Source organism: Lederbergia graminis (genome assembly GCF_042655485.1).
In the GTDB taxonomy this organism is placed as follows: Bacteria; Bacillota; Bacilli; order Bacillales; family Bacillaceae_C; genus Lederbergia; species Lederbergia graminis.
Genome location: NZ_JBHSMC010000029.1, coordinates 74,913 through 88,433 on the forward strand (window position 1 = coordinate 74,913; position 13,521 = coordinate 88,433).

The window sequence follows — 13,521 nt, forward strand, 5'->3', positions numbered from 1 at the left end:
GTACCACCCTGATTTAAAAGTAAAAAAACATACTTTTCTCTCAGTACCTTAACGCGGCTGACGGCAGTGATTAGCTGCTCTCAGGATTGGCAATATGTTATGCTATGTCTAGAATTCTTTCAGCCTAGGAATTCCTCTCTAAAGCATATTCATGCGTAAGACTAGTAATAACATTTAGATCCTTCTTCAATTTAACTAATTTACTTGTATATGGTGATTATAGAGAAGTTTGTTATCATTTGTCAATATTATGCTTGCCTCTTTCTTATTAGATAATCACGCGAATGGATAATTGCGATTTTCAGAATAGCTAATAATGGAACCGCAACAATCATTCCGATGATCCCAAAAGCTTCTCCTCCAATGATTAATGCAGCAATAATAAATAACGGATGGATTTCAATTGATTTACCGACGATGTATGGAGATAAAATATTACCTTCAATAAATTGTAAGACAAACACAATCACAACTGCAATAATTGCTAATTTGACAGATCCCATTAAAGCAATAGCAGCTACTGGAATAGCTCCAATAAAAGGGCCGAAATAAGGGATAATATTAGTTGCAGCAATGATAATTCCTAATAAAATGGGATACTTAATTCCTAATAAGCTAAAAGCTGTCGCCGATGTGACACCTACAATTCCACAAACTAATAAATAACCTCGTAAATATCCACCCAATGACTCATGAACCGCTTCGATAAAATTAATTCCATCTTTCCTCCATGATTTTGGTGTTATATACCATACAGCTTTTTTAATTTTTTCAATGTCCTTAAGCAAATAAAAAGAGATAAATGGGATCACAGCAACTACGATAATAAAATCCACTAGTTTGACTAATACATTCGTTGTTTTCGCTAATATTTCGTTTCCCCATTGTTCAAAATCATTAATCCTTTCATTGATTTGAACTTTTATCCCATCAGGAAAACGTGAAGTAGAGACTTGTATATCATTAATCCAATCGCGGTACTGACTTAACAATATTGGAAATTGTTCCGTAAATTCTCTCATTTGTTTTATCATTAATGGTATCCCTAAATATAATCCAAATCCGATTCCACCAAAAAAAAGAAAATAAATCAGTAAGATTGCATATGATCGCTTCATACCAAGCGCTTTTTCTAATTTATCCACTAATGGATGTAATAAGAAGGCGATGAAACCACTAATGATAAATGGAAGAACTCCAATAAAAGCAGTAGTGACAACAGGCTTCCAAATTGGTTTCAATAATAAAAGACAATATAGGATAATTAATACTAACAATGTGATGATTAATCGATAAATAATGGCTAAATGCTTCTGCTTCAAACTTTCCCCTCCTTGCTTATATATTGCCGAAAGTTAATGTTTTTAATCAAAAAAACAAAAAAAGAGAGTTGCCCAATATGGACAACTCCTTAACTTAGCTTCCGCTCCTGTTCATCAAATAAATCATCTAATGAACTTAATGACCCATCTTCTTCGACTTGATGGGTATGAATCATTTTACCGCCAATAGAAAGCTCGATAAAACAATTCCAACAATAATATTGATTTACGCCAATTTTACCTAGGTCCTTGCTATGGCAATTCGGACATTTCATCATGGGCTTCGCCACCTCGCAGCTTAGTCACTGACACAATCATGGAATCTTTTCCAATCTTTGGTGGATGAGGAGTCCGAATTACTCGTTTTCCCTTTTTGATGTCAGAAAAGAAACCATCTGTCAGTTCATACCCTACGATGGTGCCCACTTCTTCTAAAAAATATACATCATCTAATAATCCAAGATGTTCTCCCGACTGAGAACTGGTACTCTTTTTTGAGATTGGATTACAATGATGCATGGTGTACATCCCTTCGCGTTCATACCATTTAGTGATATGTTGCTCATCCGCAATCACCACTTCCTGCTCTCCAAAAGAATGAACATATTCTATCGGTATTCGAAATTTTTTTCCGAATAACCCTTTTTTATGAAGAAGAATATCAGAAACTCGTCCATCATCTGTGATACAAATATCACAAATTTCTCCTAGCAAATCCCTTTGATAGTTATAAACTGGCATACCTTTCAAAAGTGAAAATGTCCGCAAAGAAACACCCGCCTTTCCGAACATCCTTATCTTTTCACTTATCCATAAAATCATAAGGCGAAACATTTTCCATCCCAATCATTGGATCGATTAACAGAAATGTTTCTTCACTCAAAATGGTTGATTCGCCTGTTTTTTCAACCTGCTGATTATCTGTTAATTTCTCATATAAAGTCGTTTTTCTTTGTAAATCATCTTTCCGCTCAATTCCAATTTTAAAAGCACTTTCTTCTCCACATAATATAAGTGATTGCTTACTTCTAGTTATTGCCGTATATAATAAATTTCTTCGTAACATCCTATAATAACTTCTAATAACTGGTAGAATCACAATTGGGAACTCACTCCCTTGTGATTTATGGATGGAACAACAAAATGCATGAGTTATTTGATTCAAATCTGCTCTTGTATACGTAACCTCTGTACCTTCAAATGATACGATTATCATGTCCTGTTTTTCAGTATTCTCTTTTGCATATAAGATCGAGATTATTTCACCCATATCTCCATTGAAGACATTTTGTTCAGGTTGGTTTACGAGTTGGAGAACCTTATCACCAATCCGAAATTTGACATCCCCAAACTGTATCTCTTTTCGTTTACCGTCTGAATTCGGATTAAAAATTTCTTGAAGAATAACATTTAAGTTATCGATCCCAGCAGGACCTCGATACATAGGTGCCAATACTTGCACATCTTTGGCTGAATAGCCTTTTTTCTTTGCATTTACAACAACTTTTTCCACGACTTCAGCAATCTGACTTGACTGACAACGAATAAAGGTTCTATCCTTCTGCGGCTGAAGTAAATTATCAGGAATAATTCCTTTCTTTATCTCATGTGCGAGATCAATAATAGACGAACCTTCTTTTTGTCGATAAATATCAGTCAATTGCACAGTAGGAATTACTTGTGAACGAAGAATATCCTTTAACACCTGGCCAGGTCCGACAGAGGGAAGTTGGTCTTCATCACCAACAAAAATCACTTGGATTTCATCGGGTAATGCTTTTAACAATTGATGTGCCAACCATGTATCGACCATAGACATTTCATCAACAATTATCAACTTACCTTCTATTTGGCGTTCGTCATCGCTATCTAGTTGCTCTTGTCCTGTCATCCCTAACAGACGATGAATCGTCATTGCCGGAAGTTCAGTGGATTCTGCCATTCTTTTCGCCGCTCTCCCTGTAGGAGCAGCTAATAAAATTGGAAAAGGTTCTTCTTTCTTATAAGTGGTTGGGTCTAACGAACAGCCATGTAGTTCTGCATACAATTCCACAATCCCTTTTATAACGGTAGTTTTACCTGTACCTGGACCACCTGTTAAAATCATCATTGGATTTGTAAGAGCTGTTTTAATTGCCTCTCGTTGCGAACCTGCATACTCCACTCCTAAACGCTCTTCTAATTCACCTAATGCAAGTAAAAATTCAGATTCAGGGAACTGATCTTCGTATTCCTTCTGCTCCATTATTCTTTTTATATTAGAAACTATCCCCTTCTCTGAAAAATATAAGGATGGCATATAGACTCTTTTGTCTTCTACAATTATTTTGCTTTCTTCCTCCAGTTTCACCACTTCATTAGCAATATCCTGAAATGGAATTTCGACTGCTTGACGCTCTTCTAATAAAGTTTTTACTTGATCTAATAATTCAGCTAAGTCTAAGTACACATGTCCATTACGAATACACTCTTGTTCTAATATGTAAATACAACCCGCTTTTATTCGGTCTGGATGATTCCCTGTAATCCCAAGATGTGAACCAAGTTCATCTGCTCTTCCAAAACCAATCCCTTCCACATCTTCAATTAATTTATAGGGATTTTTTTCAATGATGTTTAATGTATCCTCTTTATATACTTGATAAATTTTCATGGAGATTTGCGGTCCAAATCCATACTCACTTAACGCAATCATTACATTTTCTAAGCCTTGATGTTCTAATAAGGTTTCGTATAATTGTTTTGCTGTTTCTGCTCCAAGTTTAGGGATAGTATCAAGGATAGAAGGTTGAGCAAGTATATTGCTAATGGCATTTTCACCTAAAGTCTCCACGATTCTTTCTGCTGTTTTTGTACCGATACCTTTAAAAAGGTCACTGGATAAATACGTTATCACGCCTTGTTTCGTTTGTGGCATCTCTTTCTTAAAGTGTTTGGCATTAAATTGTAATCCAAAGCGGGGATGTTCCTTATATTCACCGTAAAATATGTACGTTTCTTGTTCATGAAGCTTAGGAAAATATCCTGTAATAACTGCTTCCTTATCTTTATTCTCATCATTTGTTTCATCGACACGTATGCGAATAACTGAATATAAGTTTTGTTCATTATGAAAGATGGTGACGAGATGGCGCCCCTTTACATATTTCTCCTGATCAGAAAATAACTCCATTGAATCCTGAACATCCATCTCTCTTCCCCCCTTACATTCATCTTATTTTTCGAGTTCTTCTAGATATTGTTTCATTACTTTTTGGCCATTTCCAGCTAATGCATGATAAGGTTGAAGGGAAAGTGCCTTCTCAAAATTCTCTAAGGCTTTTTCTGCATTATTTTCATGTGCAGCATATGCAACTCCAAGGTTATAAAAGGCATCGGCGTGTTCAGGATCCACTTCCACCACTTTTTGTAATTGGGAAATGCAATCTTCGTATACTCCACAACGAGCCAATGCAAGTCCATATTGGAATCTAGCTTCATTATCAGACTCAGCAAGTTCAACACTTCTTTGTAAGTAAGGAAGAGAAAGTTCGTTTTTACCCAGGTTTACAAAGCACATACCAAGCATGTAATGAAGGTCATTAGATTCTGGTCCAATTGCTAATGCTTTTTCATATTGCTTCACTGCTAGTTCGTATCTTTCTTGATTGAAGTGTAAATTTCCGTAGCTATAATAGGCTGCTGAGGCATTTTCATCAATTTCAATTGCTCTATTAAGAAATTGTTCAGCTCTTTGTGGCTCGCCGACTGAGATCAGTACATTAGCAAAGTTTACATAACCTACTGCGTCTTTAGGATCATCCTCAATTGCTTCTGTAAACATTTGGATTGCCTTTTCGTAATTACCAGCTTTCATATATTCAATACCTTGTACATTTTTATCCATTAGTCACACTCCGATGTAGTAATTAATATAGAATTATAGCATACATTCTTTGCTATTTAGAAAGGGAACATGAATCAGTTAAAATAATTTAAAATTATTTGCTATCCGATAATAAATGATCAATTCATATAGTTGATTTCCTTTATAGAACATACATATATCCTCTCTTTACCTGAATAGCGACTGTCATTAATAATTCCCTTATTCATGGTATCTATCTTGCTGAATAGATACCTAATTTTGATTTCCCTATTTATTTGGGCTTTATTCAGCTGGAATAGGGACTATTACTGCATTATTTCCTGAACTTGAGGTTGGGACAAAACGGTATGAACTAGTGGTAAATCCGAACAATGGAAGTAAAACTATTCCGCTCCGGAATTACACTACGCTTTCCGCGGGTAATAAAAAGCATGATAATAGTGAGAAGTAGTCGCTATCTACTTTTAGGAAGAAAAAATAAAAAACAAGTGGAGAAGAAACGGGTTGTTTTCTCCACTTGTTTTATTTTAAGACTTACATGAATGCTATTTTGTTGATTTTATCCAACATATGTTAGCATTTGTTCATTTTTGTAAATTTTATCGATGGTGCCACCGCCAAGACACTCGTCTCCTTGGTAAAACACGACTGCTTGTCCAGGTGTTACGGCACGAACTGGACGTGCAAAGACTACTTCTACTTCATTATTAGGTAAAATTTTCACTGTAACCTCTTCATCAGGTTGGCGATATCGGAACTTAGCAGTACATGTAAATTCGTTTGGTTTTTCTTTATTAGATACCCAACTAACATTTACTGCCTTGATGGAATCAGAATACAGCGATGGATGATGAAAACCTTGTTCAACATATAGGACATTTTTTTCTAAATCTTTTCCCACTGCAAACCAAGGTTCACCTGCACCACCTATACCTAGACCATGACGTTGACCAATTGTATAGTACATTAGGCCGTCATGAGTACCCACTTTTTCACCAGCTAATGTTTGCATTTCACCTGGTTGTGCAGGTAAATAGCTACTTAAAAATTCTTTGAAGTTACGTTCACCAATAAAACAAATACCCGTGCTATCTTTCTTTGTAGCAGTTGCTAAGCCAGCTGCTTTGGCTATTTCACGAACTTCTTTCTTATCTATACCACCTAATGGGAACATCACTTTCTCTAATTGTTCTTGGCTAAGTTGGTTTAAGAAATATGTTTGATCTTTATTTTGATCAACACCACGAAGCATTTTCACTTCTCTGTCACGATTTACTACTTGTGCATAGTGACCAGTTGCTAAATAATCAGCACCCAATTTCATCGCATGTTCTAGAAAAGCCTTAAACTTAATTTCTTTATTACACATAACATCCGGATTCGGTGTACGTCCTGCTTTATACTCATCTAAGAAATAAGTAAACACTTTATCCCAATATTGTTTTTCAAAATTAACTGCGTAATAAGGGATTCCAATTTGATTACAAACGCGAATTACGTCATTATAATCTTCTGTAGCTGTACATACTCCGAATTCATCTGTGTCATCCCAATTTTTCATAAAAATACCAATGACATCATAGCCTTGCTCTTTTAATAACAAGGCAGCAACAGATGAATCAACACCACCGGACATCCCTACTACGACACGAATATCTTTATTTTCTTTCATTTGTCACACCTCCTAATTACGGAGCCTTTTCACAATTGCAGCTGTTTTTTCGGCCGCGATTGTAATATGTTCTATATCATTACCTAGTCCGAAACTGAAGCGGATGGAATTTCGAATCCGCTCCGACTTATTCCCAAACATAGCAACAAGTACATGTGAAGGCTCAATCGATCCTGCTGTACAGGCAGAACCGCTTGAAACTGCAATTCCTTCAATATCTAAGTTCACCAATAAAGATTCTACATCTGTACCAGGAAAACTAATATTTAATACATGTGGAAGACCAGTTTCTAAATTACCATTTATATAATACTCTATATTTTCATGTTTTAAAATTTCTACAAATCGCTTTTTATATGTTAGATATTGTTCTTTTCTTTCCGTAATCGAATTAATAGCTATACGGCAAGCCTCTGCAAAGCCAACAATTGCCGGTAAATTTTCAGTTCCAGCACGCCTCTTTAACTCCTGTTCTCCTCCAAATGATACAGGTAACAGTTTAGTACCAGTCCTTACATATAAGAATCCAATACCTTTTGGACCATTAATTTTATGACTCGATACCGATAGCATGTCTACTTGAATATCAGTAATATCTATTTGAATTGCACCAAATGCTTGAACAGCATCTGTATGAAGTAATGCTTGATGATTAGCCACGACAGCTGCAATATCTTTCATTGGTTGAATAGCACCAACTTCATTATTCCCATACATGATGGTTACAAGTATCGTATCAGAACGCAATGCACCACGAACACTTTCTACACTTATAACCCCATGTTCATCCGGTGATAAATAAGTTACGTCAAAACCTTGCTTCTCTAAATATTGACAAGAGTGGAGAACTGCATGATGCTCCAATTTTGTTGTAATAATATGATTTCCTTTATCACGGTTAGCCATTGCAGATCCTATAATTGCTAGATTATCTGCTTCCGTACCACCACTAGTAAAAATAATTTCGGAAAATTTCGCACCTATACTTTTGGCTAATGTTGTTCTGGATTCATCTAGTACTCTTCTTGCACTCCGTCCAATCGCATGTATACTGGATGGATTTCCATATTCGAGTTTCATTGCTTCTGTCATGACTTCTATCACTTGCGGATGAATGGGAGAAGTTGCCGCATGGTCTAAATATATTGTGTTCATGTATGCCACCTATTCTAATAAATTAAATATAAAACATATATGGTTCTGAATCACCGTCATCTTGATGATTTGCTAAATCCTCAATTGTTGTATTATCCAATACATCTTTTACAGCATCACGAATTCGAATCCATAGTTGGCGTTTCGCAGGTTCTTCGTCTTCTATACCTTCAACTGGACTGATTGGTCCTTCTAATACTCGAATAATATCTCCAGCTGTAATTTTACTAGGCTCATCTGCTAGAATATAACCACCATATGCCCCTCTTATACTTTTTACCAAACCAGCATTACGTAATGGCCCAGCTAATTGCTCTAAATAATGTTCCGAAAGATTATGAGCATTTGCAATCGCCTTTAATGAAGTTGGTCCTTCCCCATGCTGTTTTGCAAGTTCAATCATAATCGTCAGTCCATATCTTCCTTTTGTTGAAATTTTCATAAACTAGCTCCCCGTCCTATCTGTTTCCCTATATTTTTTTGTTCGATTTTGTTTAATAATTTATCTGTATTTTTTTGACAATGTGGTAGTGCAAAACCCACAACTGGTCCAATCAACAGGCAAAAAACGATTGTTCCAATAAAAACTGGGCCACCTAGAACCCAGCCAATAATAAGCACAATAACTTCCATTATCCAACGAATAGAGGATACTTTCCATTTTGTTAACTTATTCAACGCGAGCATTAAGCTATCCCTAGGCCCTGCTCCTAGTTGAGAGGATAGATATATCCCCATTCCATATGCATATATAAAAACGCCTATAATAAACATTGTTAGTTTTCCTATCATACTATTTGGCTCCACCAAAAACGGAATCATCAAATACATATCGATAAAAATTCCTACTAATAACATGTTTAAGTACGCACCAAATTGTGGCCATTGTTTTAACATTATTGAAGAAGTTGCTAATATTACTACTCCTACTATAATCGACCATGTTCCAATTGTTAAACCGAATTGATAATATAGTCCAACATGCAATACATCCCAAGGTGATGCACCGAAGTCAGCTACAATAATAAGCACAATCCCTAATGCCATAACTAACAATCCAAGCGTGAATATGGATAGTCTTTGTGGTAATTGCTTCATATGTTTCATGATGTTTTTCCCCTTTGCATTAAAACATTATAACATATTCATCAACTTGAATGCATATTTGCTATTGTTTTGTTAGAATAGAATTAAGAATATAGAGAACGTCAGTTTGGAGTGATGCTTATGAAAAAACAACCATTAGCATTTAGGATGCGTCCCCAATCAATAGAAGAAGTGTCAGGACAACAACATTTAGTTGGAGACGGGAAAATTATTGCGAGAATGGTGAAGGCAAAGCAGCTCTCGTCCATGATTTTGTACGGACCACCTGGCATTGGAAAGACATCAATTGCTAGTGCGATAGCAGGTAGTACTCAATATGCATTTCGTACATTAAATGCTGTAACAAATAACAAAAAAGATTTAGAAATTGTCGCCGCAGAAGGAAAAATGAGTGGGAAAGTCATTTTACTACTCGATGAGGTACACCGACTAGATAAGGGAAAACAAGATTTTCTATTGCCCTATTTAGAAAGTGGAATGATTATCTTAATTGGTGCAACAACAAGTAATCCATATATAGCAATTAATCCAGCTATACGAAGTCGTTGTCAAATCTTTGAACTCTTCCCACTTACGGAAGAAGAAATTAAAACGACACTTTTACGTGCTTTAAAAGACACAAAACGCGGATTAGGTTCTTATTCTGTGGAATTAGATGAGCAAGCATTAGAACATCTCGTCCACGCAAGTAATGGAGATGCGCGCAGCTCACTAAATGCGCTTGAATTGGCCGTCCTATCTACTGAACCCAATGAAGATGGGACTATACATATCACGGTTGAAATAGCGGAAGAATGTCTACAAAAGAAAAGCCTTGTGCACGATAAAGATGGAGATGGGCATTATGATGTATTAAGCGCCTTTCAAAAATCTATTCGTGGCAGCGATGTAAATGCGGCATTACATTACTTAGGTAGATTAATTGAGGCTGGGGATCTTATAAGTATTGCGAGAAGATTATTAGTAATTGCTTATGAAGATATCGGTTTAGCAAATCCACAAGCTGGTCCACGTGTTCTCTCAGCAGTTGAAACAGCAGAAAGAATCGGGTTCCCAGAAGCAAGAATTCCACTTGCCAATGCAGTTATTGAGTTATGCTTGTCACCCAAGTCTAACTCCGCTATTACTGCAATTGATGATGCATTAGCAGACATTCGTGCTGGTAAAAGTGGTGAGGTTCCACTTCATTTAAAAGATGCACATTATAAGGGTGCAGCTGCTTTAGGAAGAGGAATAGAATATAAATACCCTCATGATTATGAATCAGGTTGGGTCAAACAACAATATTTACCTGATAAATTAAAGAACAAACAATATTACAAACCTAAAAAGACAGGAAAATTCGAACAAGCAATTGCGGCAGTATATGAGAACATAATGAAAAGCTAAGAAAGATGCTATTGGGCTTCTTTCTTAGCTAATATATTACTTCTTCTCATCCTTTACACGTTGGATGTGAATACCCTTCACGATTTCTTGGAAGACGTAGCTTGCCATTATTAATCCAGTTGTAGAGGGAACAAATGCATTGGAAGCAGGAGGCATTTGTGCCTTTCTAATTTCAGATTTATCATTACCTACTGTTTTACGGACATCCTCCCTAATGACAATGGGACTCTCATCAGAAAATACGACTGGTACCCCTTTTTTATATCCTTCTTTTCTTAACTTCGTTCTAATTATCTTTGCTATAGGATCTGTATGTGTTTTAAATAAATCTTTCACCATTAAGCGTGTAGGATCCATTTTATTAGCTGCACCCATAGAAGATATCATCGGTATATTTCGTTTTAAACATTCCTTAATAAGGTGAATTTTATATACAATCGTATCCGAAGCATCAATCACATAATCAGGTTGATGAGCAAAAAACTCTTCATACGTATCCTCTGTATAAAACATTTTTAACGCGATAACTTCGCATTCAGGATTAATATCATGAATTCTTTCTTTCATTAAATCTGCCTTTGGTTTACCTACTGTTGATAATAAAGCAATTATTTGTCTATTTACATTCGTAATATCGACATCATCTTTATCAACTAAAATTAATTTTCCTACTCCAGAACGTGCCAAAGCTTCTGCAGCAAATGTACCTACTCCACCTATGCCTAGTATTGCAACAGTACTGTTTTTTAATAGCTCCAGTCCTTCTTTTCCTATAGCTAATTCATTTCTAGAAAATTGATGTAACATGAACTTCAACTCCAATTAAAATATGTATCTTGCTTAGAATAATGGAAAAAAGGATAAAAATGCAAGGGAAAAATCAAATCCTACAGACGAATTAAAATAAAAAAAACAATCTTCCAATTTTGCGGAGATTGTTTCATCGTTTAGTATTCATAGGAAAAGTCCCGATTATGCCGTCCATTTAATTCCTTTGTTTTGAACCCGCTCTCGGCAGGTGGGTGTCCTGCTCAAGACTTTGCGCGTCCTTATGGAAGGCATGCACTCTATCTTGAAACTCCAGACTCCCGTAGGTATGGCTTGTAGGTCAAAACGACAAGGTATGAGAACGTACACATCAGGACTTTTCTTGTTGAATAAATCTTATCATACGAGATTCATTATTTCAAATAGATCCGTATAGGAAAAATTGCTTGTTTTATTACTTATTTCCAATTTTTATATCTGTTACTGCTAAATGAAGTTCCTTTAATTGTGCATCACTAACTACATCGGGAGCCTTCATTAATAAATCACTTGCACTTGCGGTTTTCGGAAATGCAATTGTATCCCTTAGACTATTTCGACCTGCAAGTAACATAACTAATCGATCTAAACCGAGAGCAATCCCACCATGTGGAGGAGTACCATAATCAAATGCTTCTAGTAAGAAACCAAATTGTTCTTTAGCCTCTTCCTTCGAGAAACCAAGAACTTCGAACATTCTTTCTTGAATATCACGTTCAAAGATACGTAAAGAACCACCACCAAGTTCGTAACCATTTAATACTAGGTCATATGCTTGTGCTCTTACATTTCCAGGCTCTATTTCCAACTTATTTAAGTCTTCACGAACAGGCATTGTAAATGGATGATGTGCTGCGAAATATCTTCCCGCCTCTTCGTCATATTCCAGTAATGGCCAATCTGTAAGCCAAAGGAAGTTGTATTTTGACTCATCAATTAATCCAAGGTCTTTTCCGAGCTTAAGTCGTAACGCACCTAAAGAATCTGCTACTACTTTTTTACTATCAGCACCGAACAATAATAAATCGTCAGCTTCTGCATTTAAGCGATTGATTAGTGCTTGTTGTTGCGACTCATCAAAGAATTTTGCGATTGGACCTTTTAATCCTTCTGCATCTACCTTTAACCATGCAAGACCTTTTGCACCATAACGTGCAGCATATTCGCCAAGAGCGTCTATATCTTTCCTTGAATATTTAGTTGCTGCACCTTTTACAACTAATGCTTTAACTTGACCACCAGATTCAATTGCATTTGTGAAAACCTTGAAATTGGAGTTTTCCATGAGATCCGAAATATCATTTAGCTCCATTTCGAATCGAGTGTCAGGTTTATCAGAGCCATATCTTGCCATCGCATCATCATACGTTAAAATAGGGAACGGTGTTTCTACTTCAATCCCTTTCACTGCGGACATTACTAACTTCATCATTCGTTCTGTCATTTCACGAATATCTTCTTCACTCATAAAGCTAGTTTCAATATCAATTTGTGTAAATTCAGGCTGACGATCTGCACGTAAATCTTCATCACGAAAACATCTCGCAATTTGGAAATACTTATCAAATCCACTAACCATTAATAGCTGTTTAAAAAGCTGTGGTGATTGTGGTAATGCAAAGAATTCTCCACTATGCACCCTACTAGGTACTAGATAATCACGGGCACCTTCTGGAGTACTTTTCGTTAATATTGGTGTTTCAATATCTAAAAATCCTTCTTCGTTTAAAAAGTTTCGAACCGTTCTTGTAATATCAGATCGTAATTTAAATACATTAAACATTTCTGGTCTTCTTAAATCTAAATATCGATATTTTAAGCGGACTTCTTCAGCAGCTTCCGTGTTATCTTCAATCATAAAAGGTGGTGTTTTTGCTTCATTAATAATAGCAACTTCTGTCACAACCACTTCAATTTTCCCTGTATTTATATTAGGATTAATTGTTTTTTCATCACGTGCTACGACTTTTCCACGTACATCAATGACATATTCATTACGGATTTTTTCAGCAATAGCTAATGCATCTGCAGATGTTTCTGGATTAAATACGATTTGGACAATTCCAGAGCGATCGCGTAAATCGATAAAAATTAGTCCTCCTAAATCACGTCTTCTCTGTACCCATCCTTTTAGTACTACTTCTTCGCCAATTGCTTGTTCTGTAATTTCACCACAATAATAAGATCTTCCAAACATACAT

Annotated in this window: 12 protein-coding genes and 1 other RNA gene; 1 reads left to right on the forward strand and 12 read right to left on the reverse strand. The window is 36.0% G+C overall.

Features of this window, described 5'->3' with window-relative positions:
- Window positions 1-248 precede the first annotated feature (248 nt).
- From ACFPM4_RS18420 to ACFPM4_RS18460, 9 genes are all read right to left on the reverse strand, one after another.
- A complete protein-coding gene (locus ACFPM4_RS18420) occupies window positions 249-1,322 on the reverse strand; it encodes an AI-2E family transporter (protein ID WP_382355041.1) in 1,074 nt (357 codons plus the stop codon).
- Window positions 1,323-1,411: 89 nt separating this feature from the next.
- Window positions 1,412-1,600 (reverse strand): hypothetical protein, encoded by a 189-nt coding sequence (locus ACFPM4_RS18425; RefSeq protein ID WP_144921418.1) that lies wholly within the window; start codon window positions 1,598-1,600, stop codon window positions 1,412-1,414.
- Window positions 1,575-2,090, reverse strand: a complete 516-nt coding sequence (locus ACFPM4_RS18430; protein WP_144921416.1) for a PRC-barrel domain-containing protein — start codon at window positions 2,088-2,090, stop codon at window positions 1,575-1,577. Before ACFPM4_RS18430 ends, ACFPM4_RS18425 begins: the two co-directional genes overlap by 26 nt.
- 34 nt (window positions 2,091-2,124) lie before the next feature.
- A complete protein-coding gene (gene recD2, locus ACFPM4_RS18435; RefSeq protein ID WP_382355045.1) occupies window positions 2,125-4,512 on the reverse strand; it encodes an SF1B family DNA helicase RecD2 in 2,388 nt (795 codons plus the stop codon).
- A gap of 24 nt (window positions 4,513-4,536) precedes the next feature.
- Window positions 4,537-5,208 carry a tetratricopeptide repeat protein gene (locus ACFPM4_RS18440; RefSeq protein ID WP_382355048.1) on the reverse strand — a complete coding sequence of 224 codons (672 nt, stop codon included), beginning with the start codon at window positions 5,206-5,208 and terminating at the stop codon, window positions 4,537-4,539.
- A 541-nt stretch (window positions 5,209-5,749) separates the two neighbouring features.
- Window positions 5,750-6,862 carry a tRNA 2-thiouridine(34) synthase MnmA gene (mnmA, locus tag ACFPM4_RS18445; protein WP_382355051.1) on the reverse strand — a complete coding sequence of 371 codons (1,113 nt, stop codon included), beginning with the start codon at window positions 6,860-6,862 and terminating at the stop codon, window positions 5,750-5,752.
- A 12-nt stretch (window positions 6,863-6,874) separates the two neighbouring features.
- On the reverse strand, window positions 6,875-8,017 hold the full coding sequence (locus tag ACFPM4_RS18450) for a cysteine desulfurase family protein (protein WP_382355054.1): 1,143 nt from the start codon (window positions 8,015-8,017) through the stop codon (window positions 6,875-6,877).
- A 22-nt stretch (window positions 8,018-8,039) separates the two neighbouring features.
- Complete coding sequence (gene cymR / locus ACFPM4_RS18455) at window positions 8,040-8,459, reverse strand: cysteine metabolism transcriptional regulator CymR (RefSeq protein ID WP_382355057.1); 420 nt, start codon at window positions 8,457-8,459, stop codon at window positions 8,040-8,042.
- Window positions 8,456-9,124, reverse strand: a complete 669-nt coding sequence (locus ACFPM4_RS18460; protein WP_382355060.1) for a YczE/YyaS/YitT family protein — start codon at window positions 9,122-9,124, stop codon at window positions 8,456-8,458. Before ACFPM4_RS18460 ends, cymR begins: the two co-directional genes overlap by 4 nt.
- 120 nt (window positions 9,125-9,244) lie before the next feature.
- Between ACFPM4_RS18460 and ACFPM4_RS18465 the strand changes: the two genes are divergently transcribed.
- Window positions 9,245-10,513, forward strand: coding sequence for a replication-associated recombination protein A (locus ACFPM4_RS18465; RefSeq protein ID WP_382355063.1), 1,269 nt, complete (start codon window positions 9,245-9,247; stop codon window positions 10,511-10,513).
- Window positions 10,514-10,549: 36 nt separating this feature from the next.
- Here ACFPM4_RS18465 and ACFPM4_RS18470 read toward each other — a convergent pair whose 3' ends face one another.
- From ACFPM4_RS18470 to aspS, 3 genes are all read right to left on the reverse strand, one after another.
- A complete protein-coding gene (locus ACFPM4_RS18470; RefSeq protein WP_382355066.1) occupies window positions 10,550-11,320 on the reverse strand; it encodes a tRNA threonylcarbamoyladenosine dehydratase in 771 nt (256 codons plus the stop codon).
- A 154-nt stretch (window positions 11,321-11,474) separates the two neighbouring features.
- Window positions 11,475-11,661: non-coding RNA, 6S RNA (ssrS, locus tag ACFPM4_RS18475), on the reverse strand.
- Between the two features lie 74 nt (window positions 11,662-11,735).
- Entirely contained in the window at window positions 11,736-13,517 is a 1,782-nt protein-coding gene (gene aspS / locus ACFPM4_RS18480) for an aspartate--tRNA ligase (protein WP_382355069.1), read from the reverse strand.
- Window positions 13,518-13,521 lie beyond the last annotated feature (4 nt).